The sequence below is a fragment of the Rahnella sp. AA genome (assembly GCF_002834385.1).
In the GTDB taxonomy this organism is placed as follows: domain Bacteria; phylum Pseudomonadota; class Gammaproteobacteria; order Enterobacterales; family Enterobacteriaceae; genus Rahnella.
Genome location: NZ_PITQ01000001.1, coordinates 41,678 through 60,572 on the forward strand (window position 1 = coordinate 41,678; position 18,895 = coordinate 60,572).

General features: G+C 52.7%; 17 protein-coding genes. 12 read left to right on the forward strand and 5 right to left on the reverse strand.

The genetic code is table 11. The annotated features are described in order from the left end of the window. Positions 1 to 40 precede the first annotated feature (40 nt). The gene (gene dnaB / locus CWS43_RS00175) at positions 41 to 1,447 is read left to right on the forward strand and encodes a replicative DNA helicase (protein ID WP_101074864.1); all 1,407 of its coding nucleotides are present in this window, start codon (positions 41 to 43) and stop codon (positions 1,445 to 1,447) included. Positions 1,448 to 1,631: 184 nt separating this feature from the next. Next, positions 1,632 to 2,711 (forward strand): alanine racemase, encoded by a 1,080-nt coding sequence (gene alr / locus CWS43_RS00185; RefSeq protein WP_101074866.1) that lies wholly within the window; start codon positions 1,632 to 1,634, stop codon positions 2,709 to 2,711. A 3-nt stretch (positions 2,712 to 2,714) separates the two neighbouring features. Here alr and CWS43_RS00190 read toward each other — a convergent pair whose 3' ends face one another. Next, positions 2,715 to 3,494 (reverse strand): transporter substrate-binding domain-containing protein, encoded by a 780-nt coding sequence (locus CWS43_RS00190; protein ID WP_101074867.1) that lies wholly within the window; start codon positions 3,492 to 3,494, stop codon positions 2,715 to 2,717. 145 nt (positions 3,495 to 3,639) lie between these two features. On the opposite strand from CWS43_RS00190, the gene CWS43_RS00195 reads away from it, so the two are divergent. Together CWS43_RS00195 and CWS43_RS00200 are read left to right on the forward strand one after the other, a co-directional pair. Further along, positions 3,640 to 4,104 (forward strand): Lrp/AsnC family transcriptional regulator, encoded by a 465-nt coding sequence (locus CWS43_RS00195; protein WP_101074868.1) that lies wholly within the window; start codon positions 3,640 to 3,642, stop codon positions 4,102 to 4,104. Positions 4,105 to 4,349: 245 nt separating this feature from the next. Then, on the forward strand, positions 4,350 to 4,982 hold the full coding sequence (locus CWS43_RS00200; protein ID WP_101074869.1) for a YitT family protein: 633 nt from the start codon (positions 4,350 to 4,352) through the stop codon (positions 4,980 to 4,982). Positions 4,983 to 5,035: 53 nt separating this feature from the next. On the opposite strand, the gene CWS43_RS00205 is transcribed toward CWS43_RS00200, so the two are convergent. Beyond that, the gene (locus CWS43_RS00205) at positions 5,036 to 5,785 is read right to left on the reverse strand and encodes a 3-oxoacyl-ACP reductase family protein (protein WP_101074870.1); all 750 of its coding nucleotides are present in this window, start codon (positions 5,783 to 5,785) and stop codon (positions 5,036 to 5,038) included. A gap of 128 nt (positions 5,786 to 5,913) precedes the next feature. On the opposite strand from CWS43_RS00205, the gene CWS43_RS00210 reads away from it, so the two are divergent. From CWS43_RS00210 to CWS43_RS00220, 3 genes are all read left to right on the forward strand, one after another. After that, positions 5,914 to 6,858, forward strand: a complete 945-nt coding sequence (locus tag CWS43_RS00210) for a LysR family transcriptional regulator (RefSeq protein ID WP_101074871.1) — start codon at positions 5,914 to 5,916, stop codon at positions 6,856 to 6,858. 116 nt (positions 6,859 to 6,974) lie between these two features. Continuing rightward, positions 6,975 to 8,168: an amino acid aminotransferase gene (locus CWS43_RS00215; protein ID WP_101075755.1), complete on the forward strand. Its 1,194-nt coding sequence runs from the start codon at positions 6,975 to 6,977 to the stop codon at positions 8,166 to 8,168. Positions 8,169 to 8,318: 150 nt separating this feature from the next. Further along, positions 8,319 to 8,672 (forward strand): MmcQ/YjbR family DNA-binding protein, encoded by a 354-nt coding sequence (locus tag CWS43_RS00220; protein WP_101074872.1) that lies wholly within the window; start codon positions 8,319 to 8,321, stop codon positions 8,670 to 8,672. Here CWS43_RS00220 and CWS43_RS00225 read toward each other — a convergent pair. Then, positions 8,654 to 9,574: a pyridoxamine 5'-phosphate oxidase family protein gene (locus CWS43_RS00225; protein WP_101074873.1), complete on the reverse strand. Its 921-nt coding sequence runs from the start codon at positions 9,572 to 9,574 to the stop codon at positions 8,654 to 8,656. The genes CWS43_RS00220 and CWS43_RS00225 overlap by 19 nt on opposite strands. A 6-nt stretch (positions 9,575 to 9,580) precedes the next feature. After that, on the reverse strand, positions 9,581 to 10,201 hold the full coding sequence (locus CWS43_RS00230; RefSeq protein WP_101074874.1) for a glutathione S-transferase family protein: 621 nt from the start codon (positions 10,199 to 10,201) through the stop codon (positions 9,581 to 9,583). A 101-nt stretch (positions 10,202 to 10,302) separates the two neighbouring features. On the opposite strand from CWS43_RS00230, the gene CWS43_RS00235 reads away from it, so the two are divergent. Continuing rightward, positions 10,303 to 11,238, forward strand: a complete 936-nt coding sequence (locus CWS43_RS00235) for a LysR family transcriptional regulator (protein ID WP_101074875.1) — start codon at positions 10,303 to 10,305, stop codon at positions 11,236 to 11,238. 84 nt (positions 11,239 to 11,322) lie between these two features. Then, on the forward strand, positions 11,323 to 12,504 hold the full coding sequence (locus CWS43_RS00240) for an alpha/beta hydrolase-fold protein (RefSeq protein WP_101074876.1): 1,182 nt from the start codon (positions 11,323 to 11,325) through the stop codon (positions 12,502 to 12,504). Between the two features lie 63 nt (positions 12,505 to 12,567). On the opposite strand, the gene uvrA is transcribed toward CWS43_RS00240, so the two are convergent. Further along, positions 12,568 to 15,423: an excinuclease ABC subunit UvrA gene (gene uvrA, locus CWS43_RS00245; RefSeq protein WP_101074877.1), complete on the reverse strand. Its 2,856-nt coding sequence runs from the start codon at positions 15,421 to 15,423 to the stop codon at positions 12,568 to 12,570. A 347-nt stretch (positions 15,424 to 15,770) separates the two neighbouring features. Between uvrA and CWS43_RS00250 the strand changes: the two genes are divergently transcribed. The 3 genes from CWS43_RS00250 (at position 15,771) to lysA (ending at position 18,890) form a co-directional block, all read left to right on the forward strand. Continuing rightward, positions 15,771 to 16,316, forward strand: coding sequence for a single-stranded DNA-binding protein (locus CWS43_RS00250; protein ID WP_101074878.1), 546 nt, complete (start codon positions 15,771 to 15,773; stop codon positions 16,314 to 16,316). A 418-nt stretch (positions 16,317 to 16,734) separates the two neighbouring features. After that, the gene (locus CWS43_RS00255; RefSeq protein ID WP_101075756.1) at positions 16,735 to 17,691 is read left to right on the forward strand and encodes a PLP-dependent cysteine synthase family protein; all 957 of its coding nucleotides are present in this window, start codon (positions 16,735 to 16,737) and stop codon (positions 17,689 to 17,691) included. Between the two features lie 2 nt (positions 17,692 to 17,693). Continuing rightward, positions 17,694 to 18,890: a diaminopimelate decarboxylase gene (lysA, locus tag CWS43_RS00260; protein WP_157825340.1), complete on the forward strand. Its 1,197-nt coding sequence runs from the start codon at positions 17,694 to 17,696 to the stop codon at positions 18,888 to 18,890. Positions 18,891 to 18,895: the final 5 nt, after the last annotated feature.

An 18,895-nucleotide genomic window follows, 5' to 3' on the forward strand; every position in this document is an offset into this window, starting at 1 on the left:
GCTCATAAAACAGGCGCTTACAGCAGGAACAAATCCACAGATGGCAGCAAAAAAACCGACCAATCAACAGAACGAAACCCGCGATCGTCAGATGGAAGGCCTGAAGCTTCCGCCGCATTCGCTGGAGGCTGAGCAATCCGTTCTGGGCGGGCTGATGCTGGACAACGAACGCTGGGATAACGTCGCGGAGCGCGTGGTCAGCAATGACTTCTTCAGCCGTCCGCATCGCCTGATTTTCACCGAAATGCAGCGTTTGCTGGAAATGAGCAAACCGATCGACCTGATTACGCTGTCGGAATCGCTCGAACAAAAGGGCGATTTAGACTCGGTCGGTGGTTTCGCTTATCTGGCGGAACTCTCTAAAAACACCCCAAGTGCGGCAAACATCGGCGCTTATGCCGATATCGTGCGCGAACGTGCCGTGGTGCGTGAAATGATTTCCGTCGCCAACGAAATCGCCGACGCCGGTTATGATCCGCAAGGTCGCAGCAGCGAAGATTTGCTCGATTTAGCCGAATCCCGCGTATTCCAGATTGCCGAAAGCCGCGCCAGTAAAGACGAAGGCCCGAAAAGCATCGACCGCATTCTGGAAAGTACGGTGTCCCGTATCGAAGAACTGTTCCAGCGCCCGCATGATGGCGTGACGGGCGTATCGACCGGTTATGCGGATCTCGATAAGAAAACCGCAGGTCTGCAAAAATCTGACCTGATTATCGTGGCGGCGCGTCCGTCGATGGGTAAAACCACGTTTGCGATGAACCTCGCCGAAAACGCCGCGATGATGCAGGATAAACCGGTCTTAATCTTCAGTCTGGAGATGCCCGGCGACCAGATCATGATGCGTATGCTGGCGTCGCTCTCCCGCGTCGACCAGACCAAAATCCGTACCGGCCAGCTCGACGATGAAGACTGGGCGCGTATTTCCAGCACTATGGGGATTTTGCTCGAAAAACGTAACATGTATATCGATGATTCCTCCGGCCTGACGCCAACTGAAGTCCGTTCCCGCGCACGCCGTATTTTCCGCGAGCACGGCGGTCTGAGCCTGATCATGATCGACTACTTACAGCTGATGCGCGTTCCGGCGCTGTCCGATAACCGTACGCTGGAAATCGCCGAAATTTCCCGCTCGCTCAAAGCGCTGGCGAAAGAATTGCAGGTGCCGGTGGTGGCGCTGTCGCAGCTGAACCGAAGCCTGGAACAACGTGCTGACAAACGTCCGGTCAACTCCGACTTGCGTGAATCCGGTTCCATCGAGCAGGACGCCGACTTAATCATGTTCATCTATCGTGACGAGGTTTATCACGATAACAGTGAAGAAAAAGGCATCGCGCAGATCATCCTCGGTAAGCAACGTAACGGCCCGATCGGGACCGTTCGCCTGACGTTTAACGGGCAGTGGTCGCGGTTTGATAACTATGGCGGCCCGCAATACGACGAAGACTAATTGTGCGGGGCTATCTTGCTTGCCATTTTGCCTCCGGGCAGTGCTCACTTGTTGCGGCAAAACCAGCTCGTGTACTTGCGTGTACACTCCGGTTTTTCCGCGCTGGCCGAATGCAAACTGACTGCGCCAATAACGCCCCTTTAGCCTGCTAAAACCCCAAAAAATTCACATTAAAGGACTCAAAATGAAAGCGGCTACGGCTGTCATTGATCGCCGCGCTCTGCGACACAATCTGCAACGGGTGCGTCATCTGGCGCCACAAAGTCGTCTCGTTGCGGTCGTGAAAGCAAACGCTTATGGGCACGGTTTACTGGAAACTGTGCACAGCTTGCAGGATGCCGATTATTACGGCGTGTCCCGGCTCAGTGAGGCGTTATCGCTGCGCAAATCCGGCATTGTTAAACCTGTTCTCCTGCTCGAAGGTTTCTTCTCACCGGATGAATTGCCGCTGCTGGTGGAACATCAGCTCGATACCGCCGTTCACAGCATCGAACAGCTTGATGCGCTGGAGAACGCTCAGCTTTCGCGCCCGCTGAATGTCTGGCTGAAACTCGACACCGGCATGCACCGTCTGGGTGTGCATCCGGCGCAGGCTGAGGCGTTTTATCAGCGCCTGAGTGCCTGCAAAAATGTTGTTCAGCCGGTCAATATGATGAGTCATTTCTGCCGTGCCGATGAGCCGGAAAGCGATGCCACGCCGAAGCAGCTGGCCTGTTTTAATGCGTTTGCCGCCGGTAAACCGGGGCAAAAATCGATTGCCGCTTCCGGCGGGATCCTGCTCTGGCCGCAGTCGCACATGAGCCTGGTGCGTCCGGGGATTATCCTTTACGGCGTATCACCGCTGGAAACCGGAGACGTCAGCGATTTTGGCCTGCAACCGGCGATGACGCTGACCTCCAGCCTGATTGCGGTGCGCGAGCATTCCGCCGGTGAACCGGTCGGTTACGGCAGCACCTGGACCAGTGACCGCGACACCCGTCTGGGCGTAGTGGCGATGGGGTATGGCGACGGTTATCCGCGCAGTGCGCCAAGCGGAACGCCGGTGCAGGTCAATGGCCGCATCGTGCCGCTGGTCGGACGCGTTTCGATGGACATGATCACGGTGGATTTAGGGCCGGACGCGACGGATAAAGTTGGCGATGAAGTCATCTTCTGGGGGCCAGCTCTGCCGGTTGAACGCGTTGCGCAGGCAACCGGCATCAGTGCGTATGAACTGGTCACGCAGCTCAGCGAAAGGGTTTGCCGCCAGTATATTGGCGACTGACGTTTACTTCTTCACCGCCAGCCACTGGCTGACAATTTGCTGATATTCGCCGGTGGCTTTACTCAGGTGAAGCCACTGGTCGACATACATCTTCCAGCTAATATCATCACGCGGCAGCATGTAGGCTTTCTCGCCATATTGCAGCGGCTTCTTCGGGTTCACCGCACACAGTTTCGGATAGCGTTTCTGCTGATACAGCGCTTCGGACGCATCGGTAATCATCACGTCGGCTTTCTTATCCACCAGCTTCTGGAAAATCGTCACGTTATCGCTCAGCGTCAGCGTGCCTTTTGGCAGATGGCTGTGAACGAACGCTTCATTGGTGCCGCCCGCCGGTTCAATCAGGCGAACGGAGGATTTGTTCAGCTGCTCAACGGTCTGGTATTTCCGCACGTCTTCACAACGCACCAGCGGGATTTTCCCGTCCTGATCCAGCACGTTGGCGAACCACGCTTTTTGCTGACGTTTCAGCGTGACCGAAATGCCGCCCATCGCGATATCACAGTGCCCTGCATTCATCTCATCCGGCAGTGATTTCCAGGTCACCGGCACCCAGGCCGGTTTCACGCCCAGACTGGCCGCCAGCGATTCGGCCATGGCGATATCAATGCCTTCGTACTGGCCGTCTTCCTTCAAAAAGGTGTACGGTTTGTAATCGCCGGTCGTACAGACGTTAAGCGAGCCTTTCTGTAAAACACGTTCAAGATGCGAGGAAGTGGTATCGGCTTTTGCGAACCCAGGGATCGCCGAAAGCAACGCGAGAGAGTAGAGGACTTTTTTCATTATTCTTTCCTTGAGATGGCATCATTCTGCCTGGCTAAAAATTAGCGCAATGATTAAGAAAAAACGGCCGATAAGTATTTAACCGGTATAGTCTTTGCAAAGTTAAGTCACTATAAACAAAAATTAAAACAACAGGAAAGGTGCTATGTACAGCGTTGATGATTACGACCTGAAAATTCTGACCCTATTACAAGCCAATGGCAGACTGACCAATCAGGAATTAAGCGAACTGGTAGGCTTATCTGCTTCCCAATGTTCACGCCGCCGGATCGGTCTGGAGCAGGCGCAGATGATCCTTGGCTATCATGCGCGTCTGGCACCGGAAGCGCTTGGTCTGGGCATGATTGGCCTCATTGAAGTCAGGCTTATCAACCATTTACCTGCGCAGGTCGACGCATTTCACAGCATGTTAGGTGAAGTCGATGCCATTATCGATGCCTATAAAACCACGGGGGATGCGGATTATCTGTTAAAAGTTGCAGTGAAAGATTTGGCCGGTTTAAGCACATTGATTAGCCAAATTCTTTCTGTGCATAAAAGTGTCGCCCATGTAAAAACATCGGTGGTGCTTAATCGCCTAAAAGAAAACGGCTTATTAACACTGACATAATAAGAATAGCCTCTGCTTATTACGCACTATTCTGGTGATTTATTCTGGTGCATTCTCACTCTTATGGTGCGTGAACGTTAATTAAATCGCGCAATCTGTGCATGTAAAGAATAATTAACGCGTCATAAAATCTTATTTTCGTTTTTTAATGCAAATTCTGTGCGTAAATATTGCCTTAATTCCCTATCTCATTAATTATCTCGAAATTAGTTTTGAGCGGTAATTTCTGGGGATGACGGGGATTTATGGCAAGTATCGATAATATTAAACAACCGGCTGAACAGCCACGTACCGGGCATACAGTGATTGAAGATGCGCTGGCTATTCTGATTGGTACGTTGATGGTTTCTTTCGGCGTGGTGATGCTGCGTCAGGTGGGTGCACTGACCGGTGGTACGGCGGGAATGGCGTTTCTGGCGCATTACGTTACGCATGTTTCCTTCGGCACCGCCTTTTTTATCATTAACTTGCCTTTTTATTATTTGTCCATCCGTCGCATGGGCTGGCAGTTTACGTTGAAAACATTTACCGCCGTCGCGCTGGTCTCCGTTTTCTCCGATTTGCATCCGCTGTTTGTTCACTTCGATCATCTCGAGCCTTTCTACGCCACGCTGTTTGCCAACGTCATTATGGGGATCGGCTTTATCGTCCTGTTTCGCCATAAGGCCAGCCTCGGCGGCGTCAATATTCTGGCGCTGTTTCTGCAGGATAAATACGGTATCCGCGCCGGTAAACTCCAGATGGGTGTGGACTGCTGCATCGTGCTGGCGTCGCTGTTTGTCGTCAGCTATGAAATGTTGATCGCCTCCATTCTGGGCGCGGTGATCGTCAACCTGATTATTGCAATGAACCATCGTCCGGGGCGTTACAGTGTCTGACGCAAAAAAAACGGCGCAAAACTCTGCGCCGTTTTTTGTCCGTTGTCGTCAGGTCAGGCAGCAAAACCGCCGTCGATGGTCAGGCTGGAACCGGTGATATATCCCGCTTCCGGGCCCGCCAGATACGCCACAAAACCGGCAATTTCACTGTCTTTGCCGTAACGGTCCAGCGCCATAAAGCTCAGCATACCTTCTGCCATTTCGCCGTCAGCCGGGTTCATATCGGTATCAACCGGGCCGGGCTGTACGTTATTGACGGTAATGCCGCGCGGGCCTAAATCACGCGCCAGGCCTTTTGTCAGGCCGACAATCGCGGATTTGCTCATGGCATACACCGCGCCGCCCTGGAACGGAATGCGATCCGCGTTGGTGCTGCCGATGGTGATGATGCGGCCGCCGTCCGGCATATGGCGCGCGGCCTGCTGGCTGGCGACGAAAACGCTGCGCACGTTAACCGCAATGGTGCGGTCGAAATCATCGATGGTCAGCGCATCCAGCTCGCCGAACGCCAGAATACCGGCGTTGTTAACCAGAATGTCGATTTTGCCGAAAGCCTGAGCGGCGTTGTCGATAGCCGAACGCACGCTGCTTTCATCGGCGCTGTCGGCTTTAATGGCGAGCGCTTTGCCGCCGCTGGCTTCGATGGATTTCACCAGCGCCTGCGCTTTTTCGTCGGAAGAAACGTAGGTGAAGGCGACGCTTGCGCCGTCGTGGGCCAGACGCTTAACGATAGCGGCGCCGATGCCGCGTGATCCGCCCTGAACAAAAGCGGCTTTGCCTTGCAGTGATTGTTGAGTGGTCATTTTTGTGTGCTCCAAAACAGATGAGTTAATCGGGTTAGTGAACCGAGTATTCACCTGATCCGTGCGGTGAACTAGCCGGTAAACGCTATAATCATTTCAAACTAAAAGTTTGAAATCGGAGTAAACGGATGCTTGTTCATCTAGATTGCTTTGTCATCAGCGCGGACACGGGCAGCTTTTCAGCGGCTGCGCGGCAACTCGGGCTGACGTCTGCGGCGGTGGGTAAAAATGTCACTACGCTTGAAACTCAACTCGGCGTGCGCCTGTTTCAGCGTAGTACACGCAAGCTGAGGCTGACGGAGGCCGGAGAGCGTTTTTTGCAGGAAGTTCGCGTCGGGCTGACCACGGTAAAAATGGCGATGAAGGGGCTTTCCACGTCGACGGAGCGTCCTTCTGGTACGCTGAAAGTCAGCATGGGGACCTATTTTGGCATGCATTTTATTCTCCCGCTGCTGCCGGAATTTCTTCAGCGTTACCCGGATATTCAGCCGGACTGGGAGTTTGATAACCACAAAATCGATTTGATCGGCGAACGCTATGACGCGGCGATAGGTGGCGGTTTTGATTTGCCGCAGGGCGTTGTCGCCCGTGAGCTCGCACCGGTTCATGCGGTGCTGGCGGCGTCACCGGCGTACCTGAGCCAGCATCCGCCTTTCCTTGAGCCGGATGACCTGGCGCGCGGCGACGGTATCCGCATTCGCTCACCGCAAACCGGTAAGATCCGCAATTTTATGTTGTGCAACGCCGGCGGTCAGCAATCTTCCGTCGGGCTTCCCGTGCGGATGACCTTTAACGAGCCGGAAGCCTGCTGTCGGGCGGCCGAAATGGGGCTGGGGATTGTGATGGCAAATATGCCGGATCTGCTTCCGGCGCTGGAAAGCGGCGCGCTGGTGCGCGTACTTCCTGACTGGTATGCGGAAGCGGGCGGAATTTTCCTTTATTTTCCGACACATAAATTACTGCCTGCGAAGACCCGCGCGTTTGTCGATTTTATTATTGAGAAATTCCGTGAGCACCATATTGCACGACGCATAGATGCCCGGGTGAGCGGGCAAAAAACGCCCGAAAATTGACAACAATGTTGTCATCTTTTTTAACGAACTTTGATAGTCTGTGAAAGAGCAACGATGCGCCGGTGTGACTGGCGTGGATTGCCGCGCCACTCAACCAAACCAAGGAGATGTATACCGTGTTCCAACATGTTGATGCCTATGCCGGTGACCCGATTTTGTCGCTGATGGAAAGCTTTAAGACCGATCCAAGACAAGACAAAGTGAACCTGAGCATCGGTCTCTATTACGACGAGCAGGGTATTATCCCGCAGCTGGCTGCGGTGGAAAATGCTGAGCAGCAGCTGAGCGCCGGGCCACAGGCCGCGTCAGTGTACCTGCCGATGGAAGGCCTGCCCGCTTACCGCGCAGGCATTCAGGAATTGCTGTTTGGTGCTGAACATCCGGCGCTGAAACAACAGCGTATCTCCACGATTCAGACCGTTGGCGGTTCCGGCGCGCTGAAAGTGGGCGCTGATTTCCTGAAATTTTATTTCCCGAATTCAGAAGTTTACGTGAGCGACCCGACCTGGGAAAACCACGTAGCGATTTTTGGTGGCGCAGGCTTCAAAGTTCACACCTATCCATATTTTGACCCTGAAACGCTGGGCGTAAACTTTGAGGCGATGACTGACCGCCTGAAAACCCTGCCAGCGAAAAGCATTGTGCTGCTGCACCCTTGCTGCCACAACCCGACGGGTTCTGACCTGACGCCAGCGCAGTGGGATCAGGTGATCGAAATTACGAAACAGTGCGAGCTGATCCCGTTCCTCGACATTGCTTATCAGGGCTTTGGTGCAGGCATTGATGAAGATGCTTATGCGATCCGTGCGATGGCGTCTGCCGGTGTGAACTGCTTCGTCAGCAACTCCTTCTCGAAGATTTTCTCCCTGTACGGTGAACGCGTCGGCGGGTTGTCCGTGGTGTGTGAAGACAGCGACGCCGCTGGCCGCGTACTGGGTCAGCTGAAAGCGACCGTGCGCCGCAACTACTCCAGCCCGCCGAATTTCGGTGCGAAAGTGGTAGCGAAAGTCCTGAGCGACAGCGCGCTGAACGCGCAGTGGAAAGCTGAAGTAGAGAAAATGCGCACCCGTATTCTTGAAATGCGTCACACGCTGGTCGACAGCCTGAAAGTTGCCTTGCCGGGTCGTGATTTCAATTACCTGCTGCAACAGCGCGGGATGTTCAGCTACACCGGATTCAGCGAAGAACAGGTTGTCCGTCTGCGTGAAGAATTCGGCGTTTACCTGATCCTCAGCGGTCGTGTGTGCATGGCAGGCCTGAATCACCATAACGTGAAACAGGTCGCCGAAGCCTTCGCTGCCGTGCAATAACTCCCCGTTTTACACCAAAAGGGCTGACAGCGATGTCGGCCCTTTTTTGTATTTGCGATCTCATACCTTTCTTTTTCGCCATGTTGCTGCACACTAAATAGACGATTTCGGTAATGGAATCGTTCACCTCAGAGACGGAGAAAGGCAAAAATGACCAGTCTGGAATTGCTCGACTACTGCATGGGAAAACCCGGAGCAGAGCAAAGTACGCAGAACCAATACGGCGCGAATCAGATAAAAGTGGGCGGCGTGATGTTCGCAATGTTCTGCGATTGTCAGGGATTTGAAGCCGTTTCGCTGAAAACCAGCCTCGAAATGGCCGGAAAGCTGCGGGCAGAACACACCTGCATTCTTCCGGGCGAGAACCTCAATAAAGCGCACTGGAATACTGTCGTGCTTGACGGCAGTTTGCCGAACTCTCAGCTTTATTCCCTGATCGACAGTTCCTACAAGATGGTCGTTTCCGCTTTGCCGGAGAACACCCGTCAGGAATTCGGCGTCTGATCGCCGGGCCACTGGCCGGTGCCCAGCGTCGCAGGTGAATAATCAGGCGCTTCTCCGCGCCACGGCAGCGCTGCGCGAAAGCGCCATCCGCGGGTGATATCCAGGCTCCAGTAACGTTCCGCGCCTGACGGACCGGGGATTTCCTCCGGTTGCCAGTGAATTTGGGTATAGCCCTGCAAATGCAGAATATCGCCGCTCGTGAAATCGATAAACAGCAGCGCGGCGCGGGGTTCGGCCAGCAGATTTCCCAGCGTATTCATATACTGATTTCCCCGGTAGTCCGGCACCCACAACCGGTTTCCCACCAGATGCGCAAACCCCGGCTGACCACCGCGATGTGACACGTCGGTTCCGCCATGCGCGTGGCTGGCGATGAAAAAGGTATCGGCACGCGCAATCAGCGCGCGGGCGTCTTCGTCCGGTTCCGTCATGTCTTCGCGAGCAGGCAACGGTTTATGTACCGGAACGTCCGTCAGTTTGCGGATCTGAATATACTTCGGACAGTTGCCAAAACTCTGATCGATGAGGATCTCGATCCGGTTTTTGTCCATGCGGCCGATCCTGCCGTTTGCCCGGTTTCGTCTGCGGTTCGAGAAATCGATCCCCAGCGCGCCGACCTCTTTCCCCGGTTCCAGTGCGGCCTGCGCCGGATCGTCGGGACGCCGTGGCGCATTCACCCGCAGATGTTTGTCATCCGGCGCGCGAATAAAACCGGCGGGACCGGTCAGGATCGTCGCCACCGGCCAGTCATTATCATCCAGCGTGGCGACAAACAGATAAGGCAGTGCAGCGAAAAATAACCGGTGCTGTTCCGGCATCGCCTCGCGTATCCCGTGCGCGGAAACATCGAACCCCGCCAGATCCTGCGCCAGGATTTCATCGGCATGGAATACGCTGTTCATGGCGGCTTACAACGCTCTTTCGGGTAAAGGGAGAGCCGGAAGCGGCGTGAAGCCCGGCAGATTTTCAATCCGTTTCAGCCAGCGCCGGATCGCCGGATAATCTTCCAGCGAGACCCCGCCTTCCGGCGCCGCGGCGATATAGCTGTAGCAGGCCAGATCGCCAATCGTGGCGCGATCGGTCGCCAGAAACTCATGCGTTTCAACATGCTTTTCCAACTGCGGCAGGAATTTCGCCGTCAGCGCCAGCGCGTAGTCATAAGGTTCCGGTGCAGAAAATTGTTTCACCATCCGCGTTGAAGCCGGGCCAAAACGCACTTCACCGGCGGCGCGGGACAACCATTTCTGCACCTGCGCCGCTTGCAACGGATCTTCCGGCAGCCAGTGGCTGTCCGGCGCGTAGCGTTTCACCAGATACACCAGAATGGCGTTGCTGTCGGTGATGACGTGTTCGCCATCGACTAAAACAGGCACCTGTTGCAACGGATTCAGGTGAGCAAATTCTTCGGTTTTGCGTTCGTCGGCACCGGCTTCTTTAAACTCAAAAGGCAGATTGAGCATCTTAAGCAATAAGGTGACGCGGTGGCAGTGCCCGGATAGCGGCGTGCCGAAAAGCTGGATAGCGGGCATGGAATGTCTCCTTTGTCTGTGTCGTATAAACATTACTCTTGCGCGAAATGATTGTGATCCGCGAAGATTGAAATTGAGTGTTTCACTTTGTGGAAGAATCTATGGACCGTTTGGATGAAATGGCGATTTTTGTCGCCGTACTTCAGTATGGCAGCCTGGCGGAAGCCGCCCGTAAACTTCACCGTTCGCCGCCAGCGATCACGCGCGCGATTGCCTCGCTGGAACACCGATTCGGTGCGCGACTGGTCGAGCGCACCACCCGCAGCCTGGCACCGACAGAAGCGGGCGCACGTCTGGCCGAAAAAGCACGGCTGTTGCTGAGCCACTATCAGGACGCCGTGGAAGATACCGCTGAAACCCAGCTGAGCGGCCTGTTGCGGCTGACTGCGCCGGTTCAGTTCGGGCGTAAACACGTTGCGCCGCTGGTGATGGAATTTCTCGAACAGAACCCGCACATGCAGATTGAGATGATGCTCAGCGACCGGAATCTGGACTTAATCGACGAAGGGCTGGATCTGGCGGTGCGTATCGGGCATCAGGAAGATTCGGGCAAAGTAGCGCGTAAAGTGGCCGAGGTCACCCGCGTACTGGTCGCCAGCCCGGCATATCTGGCGCAGCACGGCCTGCCGCAGCATCCGTCAGATCTCGCGACGCATCAGACCATCATGGGCACTCTACGTACCCAAATTCGCGAATGGCGGTTCGGACCGCATGAAGACGATCTGCGCGTGCGGCTTTCGCCACGTCTGCTGCTCAATGATGTCGAATCCCAGTTGCTGGCGGTGCGAAGCGGGCGCGGGATTGCGCGGTTGTTGTCGTATCAGGTGAGCGAAGATTTGCAGGCCGGCAGCATGGTCCGGCTGCTGGCTGATTTCGAACCGCTGCCGCTGCCGGTTCAGCTGGTCGCGCAACAGGTGCAGCAAATGCCGCGCAAAGTACGAACATTCTGGGATTTCGCTTTTCAGCGCCTGAGCGTGCTGCCGCAACTGCATCCTTTAAAGGGTGACGCGGGTCACGATCCTTTGTTGCAAAAATAACCTACTCTGAGAGTTGTGCAAAAACAGTGAGTTACTTAAGGACAGGTTGTCCGTCTGCTCACGCCAACCCAGAAGGAAAGGATGATGACCCGTAACCGGCTGAATCTTGCCACGCTTTTGATACTGGCGCTCAGTGCGCCGTTCCCCCTGACCGTTGCCGCGCAAAGCCTGCCGCAGGACGCCGACGCGTCTGTTCCGGCGAGGAACTACATCACGGCGGTGAACCCGGATCTCTCGATTACCTACCGGCTTTATGCGCCTGGTGCGGAGCATGTGGACGTGGTGACCGGTGCAACGCCGGTGACTTACATTCCGCATCAGATGACCAAAGACGAAAAAGGCGTCTGGAGCTGGACGTCGGACGCGCAGAAACCCAATCTCTACGAATATTTCTTTAACGTTGACGGCCTGCGGATTGCCGATCCGGGCAGCGCACTGCCGAAACCGCAGCGTCAGGTGAACACCAGCCTGATACTGGTGCCGGGCAGCATTCTGGATGTGAAAAATGTGGCGCATGGCGAAGTGCGCACATTGACCTATCATTCTGCGGCGCTCAATGCTGAGCGTCAGGTCGCGGTCTGGACGCCGCCCGGTTATACCGATGCTTCACAACCGCTGCCTGTGTTGTATTTCTATCACGGCTTTGGCGATACCGGCCGCTCGGCGCTGGATCAGGGGCGCATTCCGCAAATCATGGATAACCTGCTGGCAGAGAAAAAAATCGTACCGATGCTGGTTGTCATTCCTGATACGGAAACCGACGCCAAAGGCGTGGTGCCGGAAGATTACGTCACCAAAGATCGCCGCAAAGAATTCTATCCGCGCAATGCAGCGGCGGCAGATAAAGAGCTCACCGGGGACATTATTCCGCTGATTTCAAAAACCTTCCGCGTGCGCGATGACGCGGCAGGGCGGGCGTTAGCCGGACTTTCGCAGGGCGGTTATCAGACGCTGGTCAGCGGCATGACGCATCTTGACCAGTTCGGCTGGCTGGCAACATTCAGCGGGGTCAGCACGACGACCGTGCCAAATGCAGATGTCGAAAAGCGTTTCGCCGAACCCGATAAAATCAACGCGCAGCTGAAAAACTTCACGGTCGTTGTCGGGGAAAAAGACGTAGTGACGGGCAAAGATATTGCGGGACTGAAATCAGAACTTGAGCAACGCAAGATTAAGTTCGATTACCACGAATATCCGAATCTCGGTCATGAAATGGATGTCTGGCGCCCGGCGTACGCAGAGTTTGTGCAGAAGATATTTAAGTAAGGTTTAGCCAGAATGCGGATTGGTTTTAGCTCCTCCCCTTCGCAGGGGAGGAAGCCAAAAACATTAAGCCGTTTTCTTCGCCTGCTGGCTGTGGCGTTCGAGCAGCGGTTTCAGGAAGCGTGCGGTGTGCGATTCTTTGCATTCCGCGACGGTTTCCGGTGTTCCGGCAACCAGAATCTGACCGCCGCCGGCACCGCCTTCCGGCCCCAGATCGACAATCCAGTCCGCGGTTTTAATCACGTCCAGATTGTGTTCAATCACCACAATGGTGTTGCCCTGATCGCGCAACTGATGCAGCACTTCCAGCAATTGCTGGATGTCGGCAAAGTGCAGACCGGTGGTCGGCTCGTCGAGAATATACAGCGTCTGGCCGGTGCCGCGTTTGGAAAGCTCACGCGCCAGTTTCACACGCTGCGCTTCACCGCCGGACAGCGTGGTCGCTGACTGGCCGAGGCTGATATACGTCAGACCGACGTCGATTAACGTCTGCAATTTACGCGCAAGGGCTGGGACGGCGTCGAAGAAATCACGGGCTTCTTCAATCGTCATTTCCAGCACTTCGTGGATGCTCTTGCCTTTGTATTTAATTTCCAGCGTTTCGCGGTTATAGCGTTTGCCTTTGCACTGATCGCACGGCACATAAATATCCGGCAGGAAGTGCATTTCGACTTTGATCACGCCATCGCCCTGACAGGCTTCACAGCGCCCGCCTTTGACGTTGAAACTGAAACGCCCTGGCGTATAGCCGCGTGAACGTGATTCCGGCACACCGGCAAACAGTTCGCGAACCGGCGTGAAAATGCCGGTGTACGTCGCCGGGTTAGAGCGCGGCGTACGGCCAATCGGGCTCTGGTCGATGTCGATCACTTTATCGAAATGCCCCAGACCTTCGATTTCACGGTATGGCGCCGCTTCGGCGATGGTCGCGCCGTTCAGTTCGCGCTGTGCCAGCGGGAACAACGTGTCGTTAATGAGCGTCGATTTCCCTGAGCCGGACACGCCGGTGATGCAGGTGAACAGGCCCACCGGCAGCGTCAGCGTGACATCTTTCAGGTTATTGCCTTTCGCGCCGGACAGTTTCAGCACTTTCGTTGCGTCCGCAGGCACACGTTGCGCAGGCACAGAAATCTCACGTTTACCGCTGAGGAACTGGCCGGTCAGCGATTCTTCGTTCGCCATGATGTCTTCTGCGGTGCCTTCTGCAACCACTTCACCGCCGTGGACGCCTGCGCCAGGGCCGATATCGATAATATGGTCGGCGGCGCGGATTGCGTCTTCGTCGTGTTCTACCACGATGACCGTATTGCCGAGATCACGCAGGTGGATCAGAGTTTCCAGCAGACGTTCATTGTCGCGCTGATGCAGTCCGATGGACGGTTCATCCAGCACGTACATCACGCCCACCAGACCGGCACCAATCTGGCTCGCCAGACGGATACGCTGGGCTTCGCCGCCGGACAGCGTTTCGGCAGAACGGGACAGCGAGAGGTAGTTCAGCCCGACGTTCACCAGGAATTTCAGGCGATCGCCGATTTCTTTCAGCACTTTCTCAGCGATTTTTGCGCGCTGGCCGCTGAGTTTCATGTTGCGGAAGAAATCCATCGCATGGCCGATGCTGAAATCAGAGATTTCCGGCAGCGTGGTTTCTTCGACAAACACGTTACGCGCTTCTTCGCGCAGACGCGTGCCTTTACAGGATGTACAAGGGCGGTTGCTGATATATTTCGACAGCTCTTCGCGCACGGCGCTGGATTCCGTTTCTTTATAACGGCGTTCCATGTTGTGCAGCACACCTTCGAACGGATGGCGGCGGATTGATGTGTCACCGCGATCGTTGATGTATTTGAATTCAATGGTGGTTTTGCCGGAACCGTGCAGGATTGCATGGCGCACGTCGCTGCTCAGTTCGTTAAACGGCGCTTCCACATCGAAATCGTAATGCTCGCCCAGTGAGCGCAGCATCTGGAAGTAATAGAAGTTACGGCGATCCCAGCCGCGGATGGCGCCACCAGCCAGGGAAAGCTCAGGGTTTTGCACCACGCGATCCGGATCGAAGAACTGCTGCACGCCCAAACCATCGCAGGTCGGGCAGGCACCCGCCGGGTTGTTGAACGAGAACATCCGCGGTTCGAGCTCGCGCATGCTGTAGCCACACACCGGGCAGGCGAAGTTGGCAGAGAACAGCATTTCGTCGGCTTTCGGGTCATCCATATCGGCGACCACCGCCGTACCGCCGGACAATTCCAGCGCGGTTTCGAAGGATTCCGCGAGGCGCTGCGCCAGATCATCACGCACTTTAAAGCGGTCAACGACCACTTCAATGGTGTGTTTTTTCTGCAATTCCAGCTTCGGCGGATCCGACAAATCACAAACTTCGCCGTCGATACGCGCACGGATATAGCCTTGTGATGCCAGATTTTCCAGCGTTTTGGTGTGCTCGCCTTTACGGTCTTTCACGATCGTCGCGAGCAGCATCAGGCGCTGGCCTTCCGGCTGCGCGAGCACGTTATCCACCATCTGACTGACGGTCTGCGCGGACAGCGGAATATTGTGGTCCGGGCAGCGCGGCTCGCCCACGCGGGCAAACAGCAGACGCAGGTAGTCGTGGATTTCGGTAATCGTCCCGACGGTGGAACGCGGGTTATGCGATGTAGATTTTTGCTCAATCGAAATAGCCGGAGACAGACCTTCAATATGGTCGACGTCCGGTTTTTCCATTAAGGATAAAAATTGGCGTGCATAGGCAGACAGCGACTCGACGTAGCGGCGCTGGCCTTCGGCGTACAGCGTATCGAACGCCAGAGAGGACTTGCCTGAACCGGATAAGCCGGTGACAACAATCAGTTTGTCGCGCGGGATAATCAGGTTGATATTCTTGAGATTATGGGTGCGTGCGCCCCGAACTTCGATCTTATCCATTCATCATTCCCGGATTAACTTGATAGCTCACCGTGCCGGTGACCGTCGGAAAGTGTGGCATCGCGCCGGTCAGCGAATCAGGCACAGAGAAGAACGTAACGCGCAATTATGACACAAATCACAGCCCATGCCACCCCAAAACCTGAATGTATATCCAGTACTCGATGTAACAGGCGATCATTTACTGAGCATTATGGAATGAATGTCCCGGCGAAGAACATCCGTTCGAGCCCGGCTGTGTTTTGTGGTTATGACGGCGGCGTTTTGTGGTTATAATGATACGAAGTGAGTCTTTCACATCTCAAACTGTGGTTTCAGCCACGACATACATCATCAGGAGAATCCACATGGCCAGCAGAGGCGTAAACAAAGTTATTCTCGTCGGTAATCTCGGACAAGATCCAGAAATCCGCTACATGCCAAACGGCGGCGCCGTTGCCAACATGACGCTGGCAACCTCCGAAAGCTGGCGTGACAAAGCCACCGGCGAGCAGAAAGAGAAAACAGAATGGCACCGCGTTGTGCTGTTCGGCAAATTAGCCGAAGTTGCCGGTGAATACCTGAAAAAGGGTTCACAGGTTTACATCGAAGGTGCACTGCAAACCCGTAAATGGACCGATCAGGCTGGCGTAGAAAAATACACCACCGAAGTCGTTGTTAACGTGGGCGGCACCATGCAAATGCTCGGCGGCCGTACCGGCGGCGGCGCACCTGCAGGTGGCGGTCAGGCATCAGCAGGTGGCGGCCAGCAGGGCGGTTGGGGTCAGCCTCAGCAGCCACAAGGCGGCAACCAGTTCAGCGGCGGCCAGCAGGCTCGTCCGGCTGCGCAAAACAACGCGCCAGCACAGAGCAACGAACCCCCAATGGATTTCGACGACGATATCCCGTTCTGATTTTGTGCCTTCGGGCATTCATGTCAGGAATTAAAAAAGCCCCGAAAGGGGCTTTTTGCTGTCTTAAAATTATCTATCATATTTATGATATGCGGATAATTAAATATCTCTTTTAAATACTTTAATTTTATTCTTTATTATTATAGGGTTACTGAACGTGGTATCAGACAACTTACCCATGATTATTAGTAATTCTTATAGCAGTAGCTGAATATATTAAAGTTATTTTTATCTATTTAAGTGAAATTAACAGGATATAATTCTAATTTAATCTTTTTTGACAATAAAAATAAAAGTAACCATACGAATGGAAAGGTTTTAAATCTGCCATCTCGTAAAATGGGGCTTTTTCAAAACATTGACCGGTCAATGCAATCTATTTATATATTTAGCGGCAGATACGCAAGGAGAGATTGCTATGCTAGATATAAAGGATGATCGCAGAACACATAATTTATTAAAGCTTATCGGTAATACACCGATGATACGCATTTTAGAAAATGAATATCCACTTTGTGATATTCGCATTAAATTAGAATCTTACAATCCCGGTGGTTCGATTAAGGACCGGGTTGCGTTAGAAATCATAGAGAATGCTGAAAGACGTGGAAGTATTTTTCCTGGTATGGAACTTGTTGAGGCAACATCAGGAAATACGGGAATTGGTATTGCCTGGATTGGCCGTTTAACAGGATATAAGGTAACGATTTTTACCCATGAACGCATAAGTAAAGAGAAATTAGACCTGCTGAAATTTTATGGCGCCAACGTTATTATTATGGATTCCGAAGAGCCATACGCTTCGAAAAAAAATTATCTCAATGTTGCAAATGAATATTCTAAAGGCCATGGGCGATATTTCTGCAATCAATTCAATAATTATTCAAATATTGATGCCCATTACAAAACAACAGCTCCGGAGATCTGGCTGCAAGGTGGCCAAGATATAGATGCTGTTGTTTGCGGTGTTGGCTCTGGTGGGACATTAATGGGAATAAAAAAGTATTTTGTCGAGCGGGGAAGTCGAGCCATTTTTGTTGTGGCAGACCCTGTGGGATCAATATTTGAATCTTTCTTTTGCGGTAATAAGTACTCCCCCTTGCCCTGGAAAATTGAAGGGATTGGTTCTAACTTTATCCCGGGTATTCTCAGCAAAAATGCTGCAAATGAAGTTATACCTGTCACGGATGAACTTGCTTTCTCAACATGCAATATACTCAGAGAAAAAGAGGGTATAGATATCGGTTTATCCAGCGGAGCAATTGTAGCAGCAGCAGTGAAACTGAAATCAAAAAACAATATGGAAAAGATAATCTGTCTTTCACCAGATTCTGGGGAAAGATACTTATCAAAATTACAACTAAAAGGAATTTGAATATGTCGGATTCTGAAAATCTAATTCTTATTGCTAAGGAATACGGTACGCCTGTTTATGTTTATGAAGAAGAGCGCCTTATCGAGAGAATGAATAGCCTAACTTCAATTATTTCTGATGATAAGTTTAAGTTACTTTATGCCATGAAGGCTAACGAAAATCCGATTATAGTTAGCACGATTAACCGTAATGGGTTTGGCATGGATGCCTGCTCCATAGAAGAAATAGAACTTGCGATGATATGTGGAGCTGATTCAAAAGAAATTTTCTATAATGCAGACTGTCTTACGCTGGATGAAATACAGTATGCATTTAATAAACGGGTCAACATTACGCTGGGATCTCTGGATGCGATAAAATTAGTATGTAATAATTTCCCTGGCAGTGAAGTTATAATCAGAATCAATACCGGAATTGGTTCCGGGCATTCCGATTCGGTTGTAACGAATGGTATTATGTCAAAGTTTGGAATTTTTCCCTCCGAAATTGGTGTTGCCATGAAACTTTGCGCTGAACAAAATGTAGATATAATCGGCTTGCACTCTCACACCGGGTCAGGTGATATGTCAGCAGAAATATATGTTGAAAATGCACGTGCATTGATAGCGCTTTCTAAAAGAATTCCCTCCATAAGAATTCTGAATTTCGGCGGCGGCTTTGGTTTCGATTACGAGAATCATGCAGAATACGATATCAATTATGTCTATGATTGCTTAACTGATGAACGTCAAAAACAAAACATAAACGATGAAGTACTCTTTATTATAGAGCCAGGGCGTTATATCGTTGCTGATTCCGCAGTATTATTAACAAGAGTATGTTCTGTCAAAAATAATGAAATGCGGTCCTATATTGGGCTGGATACGGGTTATAATCATTTTCCCCGGTGTTTTTACTATAATGCCTGGCATGATATTACTAACCTTTCTTCATGTCATCACACGTTGAAAACCTATGACATTGCCGGTTATTTATGTCAGTCGGGGGACATGTTCGCCCGAGAAAGACAATTACCGGAAACATGTGTGGGGGATTTGCTTTGCATTAAAGATGTGGGCGCTTATGGGTTTTCGATGAGTTCAAATTTTAATCTCAGGTGCAAACCCGCAGAGTTGATGATTACTTGTGAACATAAAATAAAATTGATTCGCAGAGCTGAAAAGTTAAACGATATTCTTTCAACTTGTAATATGGATTAAGAACA